Raw genomic sequence first — 17,083 nt, 5'->3', positions numbered from 1 at the left:
CACGGCCGCGAGTTCCGGTGGGTTTAGGCTGTGACGACTCCGACCGCCACCATGTTCTCCGGGTTCGAAGTGGTGCCTGCGGTCGACGTTCAGGACGGCGAGGTGGTCCAGCTCGTCGGCGGCGAGCGCAGTACTGGAAACGAGTACGGCGACCCGATCGATGCGGCCGAACGCTGGGTCGCGGCCGGCGCACGCACTCTCCATCTCGTGGATCTCGACGGGGCGTTCGAGGGCGAGCGGGCGAACGCCGCTGCGATCGAACGGATCGTCGAGACGGTCGATATCCCTGTGCAGCTCGGCGGCGGCATCCGCACCGCCGCGGACGCGCGCGATCTGCTCGATCGCGGCGTCGACCGGGTGATCCTCGGGACGGCCGCGGTCGAGAACCCCGAACTCGTCGCGGAAATCAGCGAAACCCATCCGGGGAGCGTGGTGGTGAGTCTCGACGCCAAGGGTGGCGAGGTCGTGATCTCGGGCTGGACCGAAGGTACAGGCCTCGATCCAGCGACGGCGGCCGCGGAGTACGAGGACCGCGGAGCGGGCGCGATCCTGTTCACCGATGTCGACGTCGAGGGCCGTCTCGACGGCGTCCAGACCGATCCCGTCCGTCGGCTCGTCGATGCCGTCGAGATCCCTGTGGTGGCGAGCGGTGGCGTGGCGACGATCGACGACATCCGCGCGCTCCGCGATGCGGGTGCGAACGCCGCGGTGGTGGGCAGCGCGCTCTACGAGGGTCGGTTTACGCTCAACGACGCACTCGCGGCGATCGACGACGGCTAAATGACGATGGGGCTCGCTACGCGCCCCGGGCCACAGCCGTCCAGTACCCGATCCACGGACCGAGTGTAGTTGAGCGGACCGGGTAGTGTGTTCGCTCCGCGAAGCCGCACCCCTTAGTGATCGGTGATCCGATACACGGATGACCGTGCGAGAGAAGTGACAACGTCGCGTGAGCTTCTCAGTACCTTACTCGCGTGTTCGCGGCCCCTCGGATCGTTCCGTAGTTCCATCTTCTGTGTCTTCTGTGATCGAGTTAATCAGCCCTCCGCTGCCAGTCATATCACCCGTCTCAGTACTACTGGTCGAGGGTTGGACGGATTGGATACCTTTCGCAACTCCATCAGCGATGACTTTATATCCAACACCAAGGAAACCTGCATAAAATATGACAGATCCTATGAGGAAGAATATAAACCCAATCAAAGTTGCAATGACGCTGTCGAGAGGAAGCAGCGCGAAGCCGATGGCGATAATGACGCCCCCACCGATAAACAGAACTACGAAGTATCCAAGGAGTGATACGCCATACCGGATACCTTCACGCACGTTTACTGCTGTCATGTTGAAGTAGCAGAAGAGGTGAATATTAATAGTTTTCCCCCGGGATGGCAGTAACGTCCATCTGAGTTAGTTTTCTCAAAGATAAATAATCAGGTCATCTATCGGTAGTTGCTTCGTCAACGTGATTTGAGCAGTATCGGAACGGAGGAGTACGCCGTTTCAGCCTACGAAAGACACGCTCGGTACCGCTCTGACCCCAATAGTGTTCATCTCTTTACAGCGTCACGCTCATTTTGGGCATGTCGAGAAATGCGTTCTCGTAGCCCTCGTGGCGGGCGACCTGGGGCGGCGTCGCGACCGAGATCGTGAGTCGGTCGCCCGGTTGTGCGCTCTCGACGCTCGCACCGTAGTGGTAGCCGAGGTCGGGATCGAGCGTGCGCTTCAGCGGCCCGTCGAAGACGGTGGTCCCGTCGCGTTTCAGTGTTGCCGAGAGCGCCATCGCGGGGAGCACTAAACTGTTGTACGGCGTCCGCGCCGACACCGTGAGGTACGGACTACCGTCGTCGAGTGGGCTCTCGTCCGGAGACAGTCGGGTAACGAGAAACACCGCGTCGCCGCTCGTGGCACGACCGATGAACGCCCCACTCAGCTCGGATTTCGTCGGGGCGACCGCCGACGGGACTGTACTCGTCTCCATCGGTGCGATCGCGCCCGGCTCGCCGGCTCGTGGGGCCTTCGGCGAGACGACCTGCTCGCGCGTCGTCTGGGTGAACGAGAACTCGATCGTGACGCTCGCCGGCTCCGCGAACCGCCCAGCGAACGCCTCCGTCCGTCGGACCCCCGTTCCGCCCACGCTGAGCGTCGCGGTGTAGCTCCCGTCACCGGGCAGCGGGAAGTTCGCGCCGTAGTGAAACCCCATCCGCTGGGAGAGCATCGGATAGATCACTTCCTGGCCCACGAGGTCGCCATCCCGACTGATCTCGACCGAGAGCCCCGTGTCGGGCAGTACCGTCCCGGTTTCCGGGTCCCACACCACGCTCATGAGATGCAGCGAGTCACCCTGCTCGATGGGCTGTCTCGTGGTTTCTGCGCCGTCGACCGTCCAGAAGACGTGTGGAGCGGCGTACATCAGCGCGAACCGGTAGTCGCCAGCGATCGGCGTGGCGTCGGTCCCGTCGGTCGTTCTCGTCGCGGTGGTGTCGGCGGTCGTCGTGTTCGTCCGGCTCGCGCTGGTTATCGTGTCCGCTGCGTTCGTCCCGGTCCCGCCAGTCGTGCCGCCCGAAGCGCCCATAACTCCCCTGCCGACGACGTACATCGACTCCGCGAACGGCTGGACGTACACGCCGTGATCGCTTCCGTTGTCAGCACTGTCGGGGGCCGTGTCGTCGGATGCAGCAGTGGCCGATCCCGTCGACGTGGTTTCGGACGGTGACGAACTGTCCGGCTCACCGACGGATTCGATCGCCGAGCAGCCGGCGAGCGCGACCGACGAGGCGGCAGCGAGCCGAAGGTATCGTCGGCGCTCCATTCGACTCGCGTTGGTGACGAACGAAAATACCGGTTCTGGTTCGGCTGTCGACGGTCGTGGCAACCGGAGACAGCCACGATTCGACGGGCGGAGCACAACCGCCTTGTACGTCCGACTGTAGGTGAGCGCATGACGCGGAGCGCGACTGTGACCCGCGAAACCGCCGAGACCACCGTTGAGATCTCGCTGACGATCGATGGCGACGGCGAGTCGACCGTCGAGACTGGGATCGGCTTCTTCGATCACATGCTCGCCTCGTTCGCGAAACACGGGCTGTTCGATCTCGACGTGACCTGCGACGGCGATCTCCACATCGACGACCACCACACCGTCGAGGACGTCGCGATCACCCTCGGTGAGGCGTTCGACGAGGCGCTTGGCGATCGGGCAGGGATTCGACGGTTCGCCGACCGGAAGGTGCCACTCGACGAGGCGATCGGCAGCGTCGTGGTCGACGTTTCGGGCCGGCCGCTGTTCCGGTTCGACGGCACGTTCTCTCAGGATCGGGTCGGTGAGTTCACGAGCACGATGGCCGCCCACTTCTGTCGATCGCTCGCGATGAACGCCGGGCTGACTCTCCACGCCGGCGTCGAGGGCGAGAACGCCCACCACGAGATCGAGGCGCTGTTCAAAGCACTTGCACGCGCGCTGGACGACGCCACCCGTCCCGACGAGCGCCGTGAGGGCACTCCAAGCACCAAGGGCGCGCTATAACGCCATCACGGAGAACGCGAACCGATGAGCGAGCACACGGTCCATCTCGACGCGATCCGCGATCACCTCGAAGCCGTCATCGAGGATGCCGGAATCACGATCGAACTCGGCGTCGTCTTCGGCTCTCGGGTCCGCGGGACTGCGACCGAGGCGAGCGACACCGACCTGCTGCTCGTCGCAGCCGACTTCGCCGGCGTTCCCGGCTACCGACGTCCCGCGCCGATCCTCGAACGTTGGGAGCACGCTCGCTACGGCCCGGTCGACGTGCTCTGCTATACGCCCGAAGAGTACAACGAGTTCCGCGAGCGCGACGAACGGACGCTGCCCGACAGAGCGCGCGCGGAGGGTATTGTTCTCCTCAGTGAGCCGAACGGCAGCGAGATTCACGCAGATCCGGCGGAGACGAAGGACGCTCGCCGGGAGTAGACCGACTTAAGTCCCGGGAGGATGTTGTCGTGGACGATCACGAGTTCCGTCTATGTTCGACGAAATCATGGAGAAGTTCGAGGGGAGTCCGAGCCAGCAGGCAGTCGTCAGGCTGCTGCTCGAACGTGGCTTCTCGGTCAACGCCGACGGCCGGGTGGTCTCGGGTGGGATCGAGATCCCGAACACCCAGGTCGCCAGCGAGATCGGGGTCGATCGGCGTGTCGTGGACTCGACCACCGACGCACTGCTCGCGGACGACGAACTCCGTCCAATCTTCCGGAACATCTCCGCGGTCCCCAGTCTCAAGGATCTCGCGCCGGTGCTCGACCTCTCGGTGCTGACGGTGGCGGTCGCGGACGCCGAGCGGTCGGGGATCGTCGCGGTCGTCACCGGCGCGATCGCGGCCCACGATATCTCCGTTCGTCAGACCATCAGCGAGGACCCCGAGTTCACCGACGAACCCAGACTCTCGATCATCACCGACGAGCCGCTGCCCGGCGCAGTGCTGACCGAAATCCGCGAGTTCGATTTCGTCCGGAAGCTCGAACTCGAATGAGCGACGCGGCCGAGACCTACAGGACCGTCGCGGGGCGCGGCGAGGCAGCCTTCGAGGTCCAGGGATCGCGCTTTTTCGGTCACGTCGCCCCTGCCGACTCGGTCGACGCTGCGGAGGCGTTCGTCGCGGAGATTGAAGCAGAGTACGCGGACGCGACCCACAACGTGCCCGCCTACCGCGTCCGCGCCGATCCACTCAGAGAGTACGCGAGCGACGACGGCGAACCCGGTGGCTCGGCGGGCAAGCCGGCGCTGACGGTTTTAGAACGCGAGGAGCTCGAAAACGTCGTCGCGGTCGTCACACGCTACTACGGCGGGACCAACCTCGGGGTCGGCGGGCTGTCGCGGGCCTACGGCCGCGCGGTCAAGCTCGGAGTCGACGAGGCCGACATCGTCACGGAGGAGCCCCACGAGACCGTCTCGATCGTGGTCGAGTACGACGACTCGGGGACCGTCCGCGGGATCATCGAGGGGTCGGACGTCGAGTTCGAAGCGACGTACGGCGAACGAGTCGCGTTTCAGGTTCGTGTACCGGTGGCGGAACGCGACGCGCTCCGTGAGCGAGTGCTGAGCGCGACCAGCGGACGGGCGGCGATCGATACCGGCGACGAGAGTCAGGAGGACGGCCGAACGGACGGAGAATGACGAGGCTCGATGTTCGGTGAACCTCACCACGAATTCAGTCACGAGCTACGTCGCGACCGCGAATCCCGAGACAAATGAATGACCGTAGGCCACACCCTCCCCAGCCGATTCACTCGCTTCGTTCGCTTCGCTCACTCTGCTCGCTCATCCACCGTCAGAGCTTCGCTCTGACGAGCCTGCGCTCGCGTTGCTCGCGCAGACCTCGCACGAGTCGCACGCCTCCGGCGTGCTCACGGGTCGCTCCGCTCCCCGTTCGCAGTCGAGGTGCTTACTACGTTCGCACCTCGCACCACTCCCGCACGCCAACGGCCGCCAAGAACAGATAGGGAGGCCATAGCTGCTCGGAGCAAGTCGGGTCTCCACTCGAAATCCAGAGGGGGGATTAGCGTCGAGACTCGTTGCAGGAGGACGCTTACTGCGTGCGGAACGCGCGGTCGCCTGCGTCGCCGAGACCAGGAACGATGAATCCGTCGTCGTCGAGACGATCGTCAATGCTGACCGTGAGGAGGTCGGCTTCGGGGAAGCGTTCGCCGACGCGGAGCAGTCCCGAGGGCGCGCTGACTGCGGAGAGCACGAACAGGTCCTCGGGCTCGGGTGCGTCCTTAAGGACGTGTTCCAGCACCCGACACATCGTACTCCCGGTGGCGAGCATCGGATCGGCGACGATCACGGTGTCGTCTTCGGTGATCTCGGGGAGTTTGGTGTAGTCGATCGTGATCGGGAACTCGCCGTCGGTCATCCCGGCTGACTCGTCGCGGCCGGCGGAGATGACGCCCTGTTTCGCGCGTGGGAACGCCTTCAGGAGGCCTTCGACGAACGGCGTCGCCGCACGGAGCACGTTCACGATCACCACGTCGTCGAGACCTTTGACGTGTTCGCCGGTGGTTTCGGCCAGCGGCGTCGTGATCGAGACGTACTCGGTCTCCATCGCGCCGTCGATGATCTCGTAGCCACAGATCCGACCGAGTTTCACCAGTCCTTTTCGGAAGGCGACCTGTTCGGTTTCGACGCTGCGGAGCCGTGAGAGCGTGTCTCGGGCGAGCGCGTGCGTGATGAGCGAAGCGGGATCGCGGTCCTCGATGGGCATACTGGACGAGTTCTCCCGAAGGGTATAAAATCATCCGTCACGCGTCGCTCGTCACCGTAGAACCGCGATATACGTGAGCATGGCCACCAGCAGGGTGGCGAGCCCAACCGTGGGCCACGAGAACGCGAGCAGCCCGACGACGGAGAGTCCCCACACCGCGACGGCGCTGAACACCCCCGAGAGGAGGAGGTCCATGACGAGCAGCACCCGGATGTCACCCTGTGAGGCCATTCACCCGAGATGGTTGGCGCGCCGACTTAGTTCTGTTCCGTTCACCGATCCGTCATCGACGACTGAGAGCCGACACGGGCGGCGACAGGATGTAGACGGTCGAGCGCCAACGGCCGGCGTGAAGCTCACCAATCGCCACGGGACACCGGTCGACCCGGTGCCGTTTCTCGTGGTCGCGTCGTTCGCCTTCCTCGTGAGCTTCTCGTACGGTCCCATCTACTGCATGGCGCTCGGTCTCTCGCTACCGGCGGGGCTCGTCGTTTCGACGCTCGTGTTCTCGTTCAGTGCGGGAGCGGCCTATCACCGCTTCGTCAGCGCCGCGCGACCCGAGTTGGCGGGCGAGATTCCGGCCGAAGCGCGACTCGGGCGGCTGTTCTACGCGATCATCGTGGGGATCGCGCTGCTCGCGTTGCTGTCGCTGCCACTTTTAGTCCCGTGAGCCGAACGGGGGGCATGCGCGAAGTGGCGGCGTCGCGGTTCGTCCGAGCGACCCCGGCGGCGGTTGGGCGCGCGCTTACCCCGGCGTCGCTCGTGGAGTACGAGGGGAGTTTCACCGTCTACGAGGTGGAGGATACCGACGACGGCTGGCTCGTGATCGCCGGCTCCCGGGGTGTCGAGTTCGCGCTCGCGTTCGAGGCCCGCGAGGACGGTCTGGTGTACGAACAGCGCGGTGACGGTCCCTTGGAGGCGCTCGAAACCACGGTCACCTACCGCCCCGAAAACGAGGGCACCCGCATCGAAATGACCTCCGGCGTGAGCGCTGGCCTCCCCCTCCCCGCACTCACCGACCGGGTGGCCGCGTGGAAGCGCCGCGGGGAACTCCGGCGCGCACTCCGGCAGCTCGCGAACGCCATCGAGTGAGGATGGTTCGAGGCCGACCGCAGTTGGCGCACAGTTGGCGTGTGGATACGGTCGTGTGGAGACGGCACACGATCACGCGCGGGTTTATGTCCATCACGATCGAATCAACGGTATGGGTATCCTCGGCACGGTCAGCGAGATGCTGGAAGCGTCCTCGGAGTCCGCGAACCGCGGCGGCGGGAAAGGCGACGGCTCGAAGGGCGCGTACTGGTGTCACGACTGCGACGAGCGGATCCGGGACGTCGACGTGGCGGGCGACGATCCACCGGACTGCCCCGACTGCGAGGCAGCGATGGAGTTCGAACGCTCGCCCTCTTCGACCGGGTGTGCGTGTTGAGTCGAAGTCGGGAGCACTACCCGACTACCGGACCACCAGACCACCGGACCGCAGTCGGCAGCGGTTTAAGTAGACGGGCGGCATGTGAGCACACATGACGCTCGCAGATCGGATCGCATCCTATCGGGACCTCATCGAGAAGTGGCTCCACGGCCTCTATCACGGGATGGTAGAGGGACCGGCGTTCGAGCTGATCGAGAAGGAAGCCGAGGACACCGATGATGTGTTCATGCTCGCGTGTTTCGCCGACGCGTTCGGCATCCCGAGCCCGATCTCGTACTACACCGCCGAGCTGCTCCCCTATCTCGCCGACGAGTTCGCCGGCTGGGAGCGCCGGCTCTGGGATCGCGGCACGCTCGTCGAGCGCAAGGGCCAGCAGTATCACTTCTGAAACTCGATAGCACTATGGAGAAATTCGTCTTCTTCGGCGGCAAGGGTGGCGTCGGCAAGACCACGGTATCCAGCGCGTACGCACTCAAGTGTGCGCGCGAGGGGCTCGCCACGCTCGTGGTCTCGACCGACCCCGCCCACAGCACGTCGGACGTGTTCGACCAACCCTTCGGCGACGAGCCTCGTCCGGTCGAGGGCCACGATGGGCTCGACGCGATGGAGATCGATCCCGACGAGGCGGTCGACGACCATCTGATGGAGACCAAACGCGCGCTCGCCGATCAGGTCAGCCCCGCGATGGTCAACGAGATCGACAAGCAGATCGAGCTCGCCCACCAGACTCCCGGCGCGTACGAAGCCGCGCTGTTCGACCGGTTCATCGACGTGATGGAAAACGCCGATGAGTACGACCGCGTTGTGTTCGACACCGCCCCCACGGGTGGGGCGCTCCGCCTGCTCTCGCTGCCCGAGTTCCTCGAAGACTGGATCGACCGCCTCATCGAGAAGCGAACCACGAGTATCGACCTCTACGAGCGCGCGGCGATCGGCGACCGCGAGGCACGCCGGCAGCTCGACGACGACCCGATCATCGCGCGGCTGCGCGAACGCAAGGAGATGTTCGAGTTCGCGGGGCGGACGCTCCGCGAAGAGGCCACCTTCTACCTCGTGCTCAACCCCGACGAGCTCTCGATCCGCGAAACCGACGACGCGCTCGCCGACCTCGCGGAGTACGGTCTCGACGTCGGCGGCCTCGTCGTCAACCGGCTGACGCCCGAACCCGACGACGACGAACACGGCCGGGGCGGAACCTACCTCCGCGAACGGTGTGCGACCGAGCGCGAGCGCGTCGCCCGGATCCACGAGAAGTTCGCCCAGCCGGTGGTGGCGACCATCGAGACGCGCGTCGAGGAAGTCAAAGGCGACCTGCTCGACGAGGTCGCCGCCGAGCTCGAGATCGCGGCCGTGGCTACGGCCAGCGAGCAGTAATCGACACGGTGGTTCACGCCACGCGCGGGAGCAATCGACGAAAAGCGGACCGTCCTCACTCGGAGATGAACTCGTTGTTCCGCCAGTCGACGCCCTTGCTCGCAGCCGGGCCTTCGGTGGGGTCCTCGACGACTTCGAGGGAGGCAGGGCGCTCCTCACCGTCGACGATCCGGGTGGCTTCGAGCTCCTCGTCGACCGCGGCGATCGCCGTCAGCGTGCCTTTCTCGGCGATGCGGGCGATTTCGCGAAGCACTTCGAACATCGAGTACTGGAGCGCGGTGTTCTGGAGAACGGTCTCGCGATCGCCCTTGAAACAGGCGTACTCGACGAGTTCAGAGGGCGGTGGTTCCTCGTCCTCGCCCGGGCCGCCGCCCCACTGGGGACCGCCAGGGTGGGGTGGCTGCTCGTCTTCGGGGAGTTCCTCGTAGACCCGGTTTTCGGTCACGCTGGCTTTGAGCTGGGCGGTCGGGGTGTACTTGCTGATGGAGTCGTCGGCGGCGACCGCACGAACGATCAGCGTGTTGTTCCGACGGGTGAAATCGATCGATTCGACGCCCTCGGGGAGATCAGGGTCCTCGAGGAACTCGTGGACGTCTTCGAGGGGCAGTTCGAGCGTGGAGTGAAGCTGGAATACGCAGTTGGTCATGGTGTTCCCGGCAGTCGGGCGTGCTGCCGACGCTGCCCGTCCGACGGAAAGTACGCACTCCGGACGTATATTCCCTGTCTTTCGGCCACGGAGTCACCCCGTTACAAGCGTCGTTTCGAGATCGCCCCGCTCGTCGAGTTCGGCGAGCACGTCGCTGCCGCCGACGAACTCGCCGTCGACGAACGTCTGCGGAGTCGTCTCCCACCCGCTGTGGCGTTCGAGCGCGACCCGATACTCGTCGAGCGATTCGAGTACGTCGACGGTTTCGAACTCCTCGCGATACTGGCCGATGAGCCCGAGCGCGCGGTCGGAGTAGCCACACTGGGGCATCAGCTCGTTTCCCTTCATGAAGAGGACGACCTCGTGCTCGTCGATGGCGGTGTCGACGCGTTCGTTGACCGCTTCCTGGTCGAGGTCGTCGCCGCGTTGAAACGCCATACCCTTCCTACTCGCCGTCGCCACAAAGACGTGTCGCCGTCTGGATCGTGCTCGTCCCTCCAACGACCTCGTCAGTAGTGAGACCATCGAAGAGGACGACGTGCGCGACAAATTTCCCAAATATGAGCCGAACCGGTAGTCTGATTCGTGCCAGTGACCGAGTGGCACCGACCAGCAGACGCTTTTCAATCGTCGGCCGACGCGGGCTCGCCGCCAGCGATGGCGTCGCCCTCGATGCTCGGCGGGTACTTCCCGCGGTCGAGTTTGAGATCGGAAAGCGGACGGGCCATGCAGGTCAGCGCGTACCCTTCGGACTCTGTATCGGAGAGGCCGCGTGCCGCCGGCTGAGTCACCTCGCCGTCGAGGATCTCGGCCGAGCACGCGAGACACATCCCGACACGGCAGGAGTACTCCTGGGCGATCCCTTCCTCGATGCACCGACTCAGGATGGTCTCCTTCTCGGAGACGGTGATCGATTCGCCGGTGCCCACGAACTCCACAGTATGATCGGTCATACCCGGTGTGCGTGGGGACCCGATAAAATCCTTTACCTCTCTCGTTGACGTTCTACCCCACGACCGCGAGCGGACACCGGGAGAGCGACTGTCGGAACGTTGGAGAAGAGTTTTCCACCCGCCCCGCAACCACTCACCAATGACGACCTACGAGCCGGACGTCGCCATCGTCGGCGCTGGCACCGGTGGCTGCTACGCCGCAGCGACGATCGAACGGGCGGGCTACGACGTCACGATCGTCGAACGGAAACCCGAAGCAGAGGCGGGGCACATCGCCTGCGGCGACGCGCTCAAGGGAGCCGACGCGTTCCCCGAGGCGATCCCGAAATCCGCGATCGAACCCGCCTTCACCAACACCGACGTCGATCACGGCCGGTTCGAGATTCCTCAGGAGAACGCCGTCCTCGACATCCCAGTACCAGGAGAGCTCGCGGTCATCGACCGCCTGGAGTACGGGAAACTCATCATCGACGGGGCCGAGCGGGTGGGGACGGAGATCCACTACGACACGGTGGTCCAGGACGTGATCCAGAACGACGACGGCCGGGTGACGGGCCTGCGCGCCACCCGCCAGGGCGATCCCGTCGAGTACCGTGGCGACGTGGTGATCGACGCCGCCGGCGCGCTCTCGATCCTCCAGGACAAGGCCGATCTCGGCAACGCGACCTTCGACACCAACGTCAGCTACTCACAGTTTTCCTCTGCCTACCGCGAGGTTCTCGAAGTCGACGAACCCGTCGAATGGGACGACGCACTCGTTCTCAAACCAACCGAGCGCGCCGCAGGCTATCTCTGGTACTTCCCGCGGACGAGTACTCAGATCAACGTCGGACTCGGGTTCCAGATGGCCGAGGAGCCGATGGAACTCGTCGACGCGCTCAAACGCGACCTCCGAACTCGACCGGAGTTCAAAAACGCGACCGTGGTCGACAAGCTCGGGGCCGCCCTCCCCACGCGCCGGCCGTACGACTCGGGGATCGCGCCGGGCTTCATGGCGATCGGCGACGCTGCGGGCCACGTCAACCCCACTACTGGTGGAGGAATCGCGGGCGCGGCCTACGCCGGCAAGTACGCGGGCGAGGCGGCGATCGAGGCGATCGAGACCGGCGACACGAGCGAGGCCGGCCTCTGGGAGTACAACGAGCGCGTGATGGACCACTTCGGCGGGCGCTACGCCGCGCTCGACGTCTACAACATCCTCGTGGGCGCGACCGGCCTCGACGACCTGATGGGACTGCTTGCGACACTCCCCGCCGAGAAGCTCTCCGACGCGCTTTACTCGGGGAGCGCGAACGTCGGTCTCGCGCTCAAACTCCGGACCGCGATCAAGAGCTTCGGCCACTGGGGAACACTCTACGATCTCTACGAGACGAAGGGCCAGGCCGACCGCCTGCTCGATCACTACGAGGAGTACCCCGATCATCCGAACGAGTTCGACGCGTGGCAGGCCCAGCGTGACGGCCTGATGGACGTCATCTACGCCACCACCGGCGCGGACGCGAAGTACTGAACAGGGTCGGACGACGGTTTCTAGTTTCGAATCCACGATTCGGTCGGACACTTCTGCACAACTCGTCTACCAATCCATCTCGAAAGCCAATGTTTCCGTTTCGTTTGTTGCTGATTCGTATTCGCTGCGGAGAACGGTAAATCGATGCTGGTCAGTCACGTCGCCGTTCGGTCGCGGTGAGTGTTGGCGCAACAACCCCTCGTGTTGCCCGTCGTACCTCTCGATGTATTTTTCGACCATCCGCCGAGACGGTTTGTTGTCGGCTGCACATGTCGTATAGTAGGCCTCAAGGTCGTATTGCTCGAAGGTCAATTCGATGAATACCGAGGCGCGTTCGACGCCGTACTCCCGTCCCCAGTAGCGTTTCGCGAGCACGATGCCCGACCCACCGCGCTTTTTCTCCCACTCGGGGCCATAGGCAGTAGTTCCGATGATCTCGTTTCCCTCGTCTTTCGAACGCAGGAGGTATCTGGCTCCATCGTGGTCTGCCCACCGCTGTTCGGCTCTATCGATGAAGCCAACGACCTGATCGAGTCGCTGAAAGCGAAACCACGGCATGTGCTCGGTTGCCTCGTTCTGCCAATCGTCGTGGGTAACGAACTCGTAGATTTTGAACGGATCCACGTTGTCGTGACTAAGTCGCTCGAAAACGAGTCGATCCGTCTCGATCCGGTGTGGAAAGAGTGTCCGTGTCATTGTTACCGCCAATCCTTCCTTGATTTCAGAGGGTAGAAGAGTTGACGGTAGCAGACAGGACTACCGAAACACTCAAACATGTTTTATTCATAGTACAAATCGTGAGTCTGTACCGCAGAACGGTTCACCACCAAACTGGGTGAGGAGTTGAATCGGTAGAAACTCGATCGAACTGCTCGGCTGCGCCGCGTTCATTTCGTGAAACCGCATAATGTCTATACCGTCGGTTATTCTTCTCGTTTTCGTTGAATCGCTCAGAAATCTGCCATCGAAAGCCACTGGACCGCGGCGAGCACGAACCACAGCATCCAGACCGTGAACACGACGAGCCACGCGCCGTACCGGACGACCGGGTGCGAGACGAGCGTGTACGCCCCCACGAGCACCGTCCCGACGGCCGCGAGCGCGGCGAGGTTTCGCCGGTTGGGGCCGAGAATCCGGACCGTCCTCGATTCCCCGTCCATCGGTATCACACTACTGCCACGCTATTCGAGCTGTTCGGCCGCATCGCGCTCCAGTAACGGGGTGGCGTTCACTTCGGGAAGCGTGACCACGTCCTCGCTCGCGAGATGGTAGGTCCGCTCGTCGACGCCCATGATCTCGCCGACGTCGCGCGTGATCCGGACGGTCGTTCGGTCGGTGTCGTCGTCAGTCGTCCGCTGGGCGGTTTCGCCGCCCGCGTCGTCAGCCCCGGCCGGCGCGCGATCGGGTTCGGTCGGCGGCTCGTCGGTCGGTGACTGGTCGTTCATCGATGCGTCGGCAGTTGTGTCCGCCGTGCTGCCCATCGCGTCGGCCGCGGTGACGCCACCCTCGGCCTCGCCCGGTGCTGTTCGTCCAGTTGTTCCGTCGACAGCCTCGACACCACCATCCGGTTCGGCGGTGCCGGCAGGCTCGACACCAGCGCCGGTTTCGGCGGGGCTCGAATCGTCGCTACCGGCTCCAGCAGCGCGAACCCCGTCGGACGGAGCCGGGCCCGTCGTCCCGTCCGATGGGGTCGGCGAGTCGGTCTCGGCCTCGTCATCCGTGGCGGCCGCGTCGCCATCGCCGGCGAGCACGTCGTCGAGGACGTGCGCGCGGTTCGACTCGATCGACTCGACGAGCGTCTCGAACAGTTCGCGCTCCTCGCTCGTGAGTCCGTCCTCGTCGGCTGGCATCCCGGCGGCGTCGAGGCTGGCGAGCTTGACGAGCTTGCCGACCCGGCGCTCGTAGATCGCTTCGGCGGTGTTCTCGGCGGTCTCGATGTCGTCGGTCAGCCGGCGGACCTCGGGCGCGGAGAACGGATCGTCGGCCGCGGCGGCCGCGCGCTCGCGTTCCGTGCGAAGCTCCTCGACGAACGCGCCCACCTCGGCGTAGAACTCCTCACGGAGAAGCTGGAGGCTGTCCTTCTGACGCTCCTTGCTCCGTGTGGATTGGAGATCTCCGAGGTTCATTCTTCGCCCTTTTCGGCGTGGCCGCGTGCCATCAGGAACACGCCGACGTATTCACGGACCTCATGTCTGCCCGCCGGGAGTGTAAAGCTATCGCCGTCGAGTTCGATCAGATGTTCCTCGTCGAGCTCGATCGAAATTTCCTGACCACGGAACGTCTCGGGAATCGTCTCAACGAGGGGATCGAACGCTTCGACGTGATCGCGATCGATCGGCGCGACACGGAGGCCGCTCCCGCCATGGAGGCTGCCGGGCAGCCGGATCAGCCGGTTCGTGTCGGTCGTCACGGGCTCGTCGATCGGGGCGTTGTCCGCCGCGACGACTTCGGGAACCAGGCGCTGTGCGAGGCCGTAGAAGGCCGGATGTACGTCGATATTTCCTTTCTCGATCGACTCGTAGTTGGTGCGTGCGGCGCGCAGCGCGGCCTCGGCCTTCCCCTCACCGATTCCGTCGAACTCGCGGAGGCGAGCGATCGCCGCCTCGTCGTCCATCGCGAGCAAGTCGTCGACGAACCCGAGGAGGTGGCGGTGCGCGCGCGCACTCCATCCGCCTTCGGTTCGGAGCGTGCGCTTCTGGGCCGGACTCTTCCGCCCGGCGGTCCCGCCGACTGCTTCCGTGGCGATGAGGCCGTCGAGATCGAGCCCGATCCCGCGGACGTAGTCCACGATCTCACGTCGGGCGTCGCGCTCCAGGTCCTGAACTCCATCGTCGCGAACGTGGACGTGGTATCCCCGACCGCCGGAGAAGACGATGTCGAGCTCCTGGAAGTCGAAGTCGTCTTCGAGGAAGTCGAGCAGGCGGAGGAGCGCGTCCTTGCACTTTCCGAGCATCTCTGCATAGGAGTCCTCGCCGAGCTCCACCGAGGGGAGATGGTCGGCGTCGAGGTCGAACACGAGATCCGAGCCCTGCCAACCCTTCTCGTCCATGCTCCCTGCGTCGGGGTCGTCGTATCGTCCCGCCGAAAAGTAGATATGGCGCGGGCGCTCACGCGCGAGGAAATCACCGAAGTCGCCGAGATCGAGGGTCGACTTGTGCCGAACCATCGTGGTGCCCGGACTGGAGGTCCACGGGATGTACCCCCACTCGCGCGCGTCGGCGTCAGGCGGCGGCGTCGGCTCCGTCCGGCGGTAATGGTCCCGGAACCGCCCTCGGAGGTACGCACGCGTGCGCTCTTCCATCTGGCACTCCCGTTCGGGAAACGTCGGCAAAACGTTGCCGCCTCGGTTCCGCGGGGATACCGAGCATCGTGGATCAGTCGGTCGGCGGCCCGTTGACGAGTTCGTGGATCCCGACGACCAGCGCCGGCACGACGATCATGAAGATGTGTTCCTCGATCGGAATCCACAGAAACTCGACGCCGGTCCGGAGCGGGATCTCGAACACGCCGACTTCGAGGGTGTACCAGTCCCAGAAGTATGCGATCGGGTAGAGCGCGATGACGGTCCGCGCGGCGCGACGGAGTGCGTCGGTCACGAAAAGCAACCCGAGCGCGAGCGCGCCGAAGATCACCTCGGTCACGAGATACGTATAGGGACCGAAGACGCCGATGTCCGGCAGCAGATCCGGTAGCATTCGGTTTCGTAGGTCGCCGGGAACCAAATGCGTGGTGGGGGGTTTCGGCAAAGTGTTGATTACCCCCGGCAGCGAAGGTGGTGGAGTGAGTACGATGGATATTGCCGACATCGCGACCCCGGACCACGCCGAGGTCACGAGCGACGAGCGTCTCGGGAAAGTGCGCGCGATCTTCGAGGAGCAGAACCCGCGCGGGATCATCGTCGTCGACGACGGCGAGTACGCCGGCGTGATAACCCAACGCGCGCTGATGCAGTCCCACGTCGAGGACTCGACGAAGGTGAGTGCGCTCGCCGACACGGCCCCCACCATCGAGCGCACGGCGGACGTTCGGGACGTCGCGCGGATGCTCGTCGAGGGCAACACCAAGGTCTCACCGGTGTTCGAGAACGACGAGCTCTGGGGGATCGTCACCGCCGACGCGATCCTGGAAGCGGTGCTCGAACACCTCGACGCGCTCGTCGTCGACCAGATCCACACCGACGACGTCATCACCGTCACCGAGGATACCCAGGTCGGTCGGGCGATCAACCTCCTCCGCGAGCACGGCATCTCCCGACTCCCGGTCGAGAACGAGGCAGGCTACCTCACGGGGATGGTCACGACCCACGACCTCGTCGATTTCGTGGTGCGCAGCATGGACCAGCCCACCGAGGGCGACCGGTCGGGCGACTCCGAGCGGATGCTCGACATCCCGGTGTACGACATGATGAGTTCGCCTGTGGCGACGATCGAGGGCGAGTCGTCCGTCCGCGAGGCGGTCGACAGGATGCTCGAGAACGACTACAACGGCGTCGTGGTCACGCCACCGGAGGACGACCGGACGGTCGCCGGCGTCCTCACCAAGACCGACGTCCTCCGCGCGCTCAGCTACACCGAGGACGACCACATGGACGTCCAGATCACCAACATCGACCTGCTGGACACCATCTCTCGGGAGTCGATCCGCGAGTCGATCACCCAGGTGTCCGATAAGTACCAGGAGATGCAGGTCCAGCACGCTCACGTCCGCTTTCACAAGCACAAGGAGAAACTCCGGGGCACGCCGCTGATCCAGACCCAGATCCGCCTCCGGACGGATCAGGGTCAGGTCGCCGGCACCGGCGAGGGCTACGGCGCTGACAGCGCCTTCCGAGTCGCCCTCGACAAGCTCGAACGCAACGTCCTCGAACAGAAGGGGATCCGGAGCGACGCCGAACGCCAGGGCCAGCTCCTCCGGAAGCTCAATCAGATCTAG

24 protein-coding genes are annotated in these 17,083 nt (G+C 64.6%); 12 read left to right on the top strand and 12 right to left on the bottom strand.

Translation table 11 applies throughout. The annotated features are described in order from the left end of the window. The first annotated feature begins 51 nt into the window (after positions 1-51). Entirely contained in the window at positions 52-780 is a 729-nt protein-coding gene (gene hisA, locus PHA81_RS02900; protein WP_005045424.1) for a 1-(5-phosphoribosyl)-5-[(5-phosphoribosylamino)methylideneamino]imidazole-4-carboxamide isomerase, read from the top strand. A 186-nt stretch (positions 781-966) separates the two neighbouring features. On the opposite strand, the gene PHA81_RS02895 is transcribed toward hisA, so the two are convergent. Together PHA81_RS02895 and PHA81_RS02890 are read right to left on the bottom strand one after the other, a co-directional pair. After that, a complete protein-coding gene (locus tag PHA81_RS02895; RefSeq protein ID WP_152424526.1) occupies positions 967-1,341 on the bottom strand; it encodes a hypothetical protein in 375 nt (124 codons plus the stop codon). A 214-nt stretch (positions 1,342-1,555) separates the two neighbouring features. Beyond that, the gene (locus tag PHA81_RS02890) at positions 1,556-2,809 is read right to left on the bottom strand and encodes a hypothetical protein (RefSeq protein WP_005045426.1); all 1,254 of its coding nucleotides are present in this window, start codon (positions 2,807-2,809) and stop codon (positions 1,556-1,558) included. Between the two features lie 129 nt (positions 2,810-2,938). Here PHA81_RS02890 and hisB point away from each other — a divergent pair, with 129 nt between their 5' ends. From hisB to PHA81_RS02870, 4 genes are read left to right on the top strand one after another with little or no spacing between them, the layout of a single operon-like run. Further along, positions 2,939-3,523 carry an imidazoleglycerol-phosphate dehydratase HisB gene (hisB, locus tag PHA81_RS02885; protein WP_005045428.1) on the top strand — a complete coding sequence of 195 codons (585 nt, stop codon included), beginning with the start codon at positions 2,939-2,941 and terminating at the stop codon, positions 3,521-3,523. Positions 3,524-3,547: 24 nt separating this feature from the next. Further along, the gene (locus tag PHA81_RS02880) at positions 3,548-3,949 is read left to right on the top strand and encodes a nucleotidyltransferase domain-containing protein (RefSeq protein WP_005045430.1); all 402 of its coding nucleotides are present in this window, start codon (positions 3,548-3,550) and stop codon (positions 3,947-3,949) included. Between the two features lie 52 nt (positions 3,950-4,001). After that, positions 4,002-4,505, top strand: a complete 504-nt coding sequence (locus PHA81_RS02875; RefSeq protein WP_005045432.1) for a hypothetical protein — start codon at positions 4,002-4,004, stop codon at positions 4,503-4,505. Beyond that, positions 4,502-5,149, top strand: coding sequence for a YigZ family protein (locus tag PHA81_RS02870; protein ID WP_005045433.1), 648 nt, complete (start codon positions 4,502-4,504; stop codon positions 5,147-5,149). Before PHA81_RS02875 ends, PHA81_RS02870 begins: the two co-directional genes overlap by 4 nt. Before the next feature lie 412 nt (positions 5,150-5,561). Here the strand turns inward: PHA81_RS02870 and upp are convergent, their stop codons facing one another. Both upp and PHA81_RS02860 read right to left on the bottom strand, forming a co-directional pair. Further along, positions 5,562-6,236, bottom strand: a complete 675-nt coding sequence (upp, locus tag PHA81_RS02865; protein WP_005045434.1) for a uracil phosphoribosyltransferase — start codon at positions 6,234-6,236, stop codon at positions 5,562-5,564. A 51-nt stretch (positions 6,237-6,287) separates the two neighbouring features. Beyond that, positions 6,288-6,467, bottom strand: coding sequence for a hypothetical protein (locus PHA81_RS02860; RefSeq protein ID WP_005045435.1), 180 nt, complete (start codon positions 6,465-6,467; stop codon positions 6,288-6,290). A 118-nt stretch (positions 6,468-6,585) separates the two neighbouring features. On the opposite strand from PHA81_RS02860, the gene PHA81_RS02855 reads away from it, so the two are divergent. The 5 genes from PHA81_RS02855 (at position 6,586) to PHA81_RS02835 (ending at position 9,042) form a co-directional block, all read left to right on the top strand. Continuing rightward, positions 6,586-6,906 carry a hypothetical protein gene (locus tag PHA81_RS02855; protein WP_005045436.1) on the top strand — a complete coding sequence of 107 codons (321 nt, stop codon included), beginning with the start codon at positions 6,586-6,588 and terminating at the stop codon, positions 6,904-6,906. Between the two features lie 14 nt (positions 6,907-6,920). Then, positions 6,921-7,328, top strand: a complete 408-nt coding sequence (locus PHA81_RS02850; protein WP_005045438.1) for an SRPBCC family protein — start codon at positions 6,921-6,923, stop codon at positions 7,326-7,328. Between the two features lie 112 nt (positions 7,329-7,440). Then, positions 7,441-7,665, top strand: coding sequence for a hypothetical protein (locus PHA81_RS02845; RefSeq protein WP_049910350.1), 225 nt, complete (start codon positions 7,441-7,443; stop codon positions 7,663-7,665). 94 nt (positions 7,666-7,759) lie between these two features. Then, on the top strand, positions 7,760-8,056 hold the full coding sequence (locus PHA81_RS02840; protein ID WP_005045440.1) for a hypothetical protein: 297 nt from the start codon (positions 7,760-7,762) through the stop codon (positions 8,054-8,056). A 14-nt stretch (positions 8,057-8,070) separates the two neighbouring features. Next, the gene (locus PHA81_RS02835; RefSeq protein WP_005045442.1) at positions 8,071-9,042 is read left to right on the top strand and encodes an ArsA family ATPase; all 972 of its coding nucleotides are present in this window, start codon (positions 8,071-8,073) and stop codon (positions 9,040-9,042) included. Positions 9,043-9,097: 55 nt separating this feature from the next. Here the strand turns inward: PHA81_RS02835 and PHA81_RS02830 are convergent, their stop codons facing one another. From PHA81_RS02830 to PHA81_RS02820, 3 genes are all read right to left on the bottom strand, one after another. Beyond that, the gene (locus tag PHA81_RS02830; protein ID WP_005045444.1) at positions 9,098-9,688 is read right to left on the bottom strand and encodes a hypothetical protein; all 591 of its coding nucleotides are present in this window, start codon (positions 9,686-9,688) and stop codon (positions 9,098-9,100) included. Between the two features lie 93 nt (positions 9,689-9,781). After that, positions 9,782-10,126 carry a glutaredoxin domain-containing protein gene (locus tag PHA81_RS02825; RefSeq protein WP_005045445.1) on the bottom strand — a complete coding sequence of 115 codons (345 nt, stop codon included), beginning with the start codon at positions 10,124-10,126 and terminating at the stop codon, positions 9,782-9,784. A gap of 185 nt (positions 10,127-10,311) precedes the next feature. Beyond that, complete coding sequence (locus PHA81_RS02820) at positions 10,312-10,641, bottom strand: 2Fe-2S iron-sulfur cluster-binding protein (RefSeq protein WP_005045446.1); 330 nt, start codon at positions 10,639-10,641, stop codon at positions 10,312-10,314. 139 nt (positions 10,642-10,780) lie between these two features. Here PHA81_RS02820 and PHA81_RS02815 point away from each other — a divergent pair, with 139 nt between their 5' ends. Further along, complete coding sequence (locus PHA81_RS02815; protein WP_273835040.1) at positions 10,781-12,151, top strand: geranylgeranyl reductase family protein; 1,371 nt, start codon at positions 10,781-10,783, stop codon at positions 12,149-12,151. A gap of 66 nt (positions 12,152-12,217) precedes the next feature. On the opposite strand, the gene PHA81_RS02810 is transcribed toward PHA81_RS02815, so the two are convergent. From PHA81_RS02810 to PHA81_RS02790, 5 genes are all read right to left on the bottom strand, one after another. Continuing rightward, the gene (locus tag PHA81_RS02810) at positions 12,218-12,847 is read right to left on the bottom strand and encodes a GNAT family protein (protein ID WP_273835038.1); all 630 of its coding nucleotides are present in this window, start codon (positions 12,845-12,847) and stop codon (positions 12,218-12,220) included. Positions 12,848-13,101: 254 nt separating this feature from the next. Beyond that, positions 13,102-13,311, bottom strand: a complete 210-nt coding sequence (locus PHA81_RS02805; RefSeq protein WP_273835037.1) for a hypothetical protein — start codon at positions 13,309-13,311, stop codon at positions 13,102-13,104. Positions 13,312-13,332: 21 nt separating this feature from the next. Next, a complete protein-coding gene (locus PHA81_RS02800; RefSeq protein WP_273835035.1) occupies positions 13,333-14,277 on the bottom strand; it encodes a hypothetical protein in 945 nt (314 codons plus the stop codon). Beyond that, positions 14,274-15,452 carry a DNA primase small subunit PriS gene (gene priS / locus PHA81_RS02795; RefSeq protein WP_273835033.1) on the bottom strand — a complete coding sequence of 393 codons (1,179 nt, stop codon included), beginning with the start codon at positions 15,450-15,452 and terminating at the stop codon, positions 14,274-14,276. Before priS ends, PHA81_RS02800 begins: the two co-directional genes overlap by 4 nt. A gap of 73 nt (positions 15,453-15,525) precedes the next feature. After that, positions 15,526-15,846: a lycopene cyclase domain-containing protein gene (locus tag PHA81_RS02790; RefSeq protein ID WP_273835032.1), complete on the bottom strand. Its 321-nt coding sequence runs from the start codon at positions 15,844-15,846 to the stop codon at positions 15,526-15,528. Positions 15,847-15,940: 94 nt separating this feature from the next. Between PHA81_RS02790 and PHA81_RS02785 the strand changes: the two genes are divergently transcribed. Next, a complete protein-coding gene (locus PHA81_RS02785) occupies positions 15,941-17,083 on the top strand; it encodes a CBS domain-containing protein (RefSeq protein ID WP_005045455.1) in 1,143 nt (380 codons plus the stop codon).

Source organism: Halococcus sp. PRR34 (genome assembly GCF_028617175.1).
Classification (GTDB): Archaea; Halobacteriota; Halobacteria; order Halobacteriales; family Halococcaceae; genus Halococcus; species Halococcus salifodinae.
This window is presented reverse-complemented; position numbering and strand designations above follow the sequence as displayed.

Excerpts from the sequence above, each read along its gene's own strand:
- PHA81_RS02875 (WP_005045432.1), top strand. The coding sequence starts at position 4,002 with ATGTTCGACGAAATCATGGAGAAGTTCGAGGGGAGTCCGAGCCAGCAG.
- PHA81_RS02860 (WP_005045435.1), bottom strand. The coding sequence starts at position 6,467 with ATGGCCTCACAGGGTGACATCCGGGTGCTGCTCGTCATGGACCTCCTC.
- PHA81_RS02840 (WP_005045440.1), top strand. The coding sequence starts at position 7,760 with ATGACGCTCGCAGATCGGATCGCATCCTATCGGGACCTCATCGAGAAG.
- PHA81_RS02845 (WP_049910350.1), top strand. The coding sequence starts at position 7,441 with ATGGGTATCCTCGGCACGGTCAGCGAGATGCTGGAAGCGTCCTCGGAG.
- PHA81_RS02870 (WP_005045433.1), top strand. The coding sequence starts at position 4,502 with ATGAGCGACGCGGCCGAGACCTACAGGACCGTCGCGGGGCGCGGCGAG.
- PHA81_RS02800 (WP_273835035.1), bottom strand. The coding sequence starts at position 14,277 with ATGAACCTCGGAGATCTCCAATCCACACGGAGCAAGGAGCGTCAGAAG.
- PHA81_RS02895 (WP_152424526.1), bottom strand. The coding sequence starts at position 1,341 with ATGACAGCAGTAAACGTGCGTGAAGGTATCCGGTATGGCGTATCACTC.
- PHA81_RS02880 (WP_005045430.1), top strand. The coding sequence starts at position 3,548 with ATGAGCGAGCACACGGTCCATCTCGACGCGATCCGCGATCACCTCGAA.
- PHA81_RS02850 (WP_005045438.1), top strand. The coding sequence starts at position 6,921 with ATGCGCGAAGTGGCGGCGTCGCGGTTCGTCCGAGCGACCCCGGCGGCG.
- PHA81_RS02785 (WP_005045455.1), top strand. The coding sequence starts at position 15,941 with ATGGATATTGCCGACATCGCGACCCCGGACCACGCCGAGGTCACGAGC.
- PHA81_RS02825 (WP_005045445.1), bottom strand. The coding sequence starts at position 10,126 with ATGGCGTTTCAACGCGGCGACGACCTCGACCAGGAAGCGGTCAACGAA.
- PHA81_RS02820 (WP_005045446.1), bottom strand. The coding sequence starts at position 10,641 with ATGACCGATCATACTGTGGAGTTCGTGGGCACCGGCGAATCGATCACC.
- PHA81_RS02815 (WP_273835040.1), top strand. The coding sequence starts at position 10,781 with ATGACGACCTACGAGCCGGACGTCGCCATCGTCGGCGCTGGCACCGGT.
- PHA81_RS02835 (WP_005045442.1), top strand. The coding sequence starts at position 8,071 with ATGGAGAAATTCGTCTTCTTCGGCGGCAAGGGTGGCGTCGGCAAGACC.
- upp (WP_005045434.1), bottom strand. The coding sequence starts at position 6,236 with ATGCCCATCGAGGACCGCGATCCCGCTTCGCTCATCACGCACGCGCTC.
- PHA81_RS02805 (WP_273835037.1), bottom strand. The coding sequence starts at position 13,311 with ATGGACGGGGAATCGAGGACGGTCCGGATTCTCGGCCCCAACCGGCGA.
- hisA (WP_005045424.1), top strand. The coding sequence starts at position 52 with ATGTTCTCCGGGTTCGAAGTGGTGCCTGCGGTCGACGTTCAGGACGGC.
- PHA81_RS02830 (WP_005045444.1), bottom strand. The coding sequence starts at position 9,688 with ATGACCAACTGCGTATTCCAGCTTCACTCCACGCTCGAACTGCCCCTC.
- PHA81_RS02790 (WP_273835032.1), bottom strand. The coding sequence starts at position 15,846 with ATGCTACCGGATCTGCTGCCGGACATCGGCGTCTTCGGTCCCTATACG.
- PHA81_RS02810 (WP_273835038.1), bottom strand. The coding sequence starts at position 12,847 with ATGACACGGACACTCTTTCCACACCGGATCGAGACGGATCGACTCGTT.
- PHA81_RS02890 (WP_005045426.1), bottom strand. The coding sequence starts at position 2,809 with ATGGAGCGCCGACGATACCTTCGGCTCGCTGCCGCCTCGTCGGTCGCG.
- hisB (WP_005045428.1), top strand. The coding sequence starts at position 2,939 with ATGACGCGGAGCGCGACTGTGACCCGCGAAACCGCCGAGACCACCGTT.
- priS (WP_273835033.1), bottom strand. The coding sequence starts at position 15,452 with ATGGAAGAGCGCACGCGTGCGTACCTCCGAGGGCGGTTCCGGGACCAT.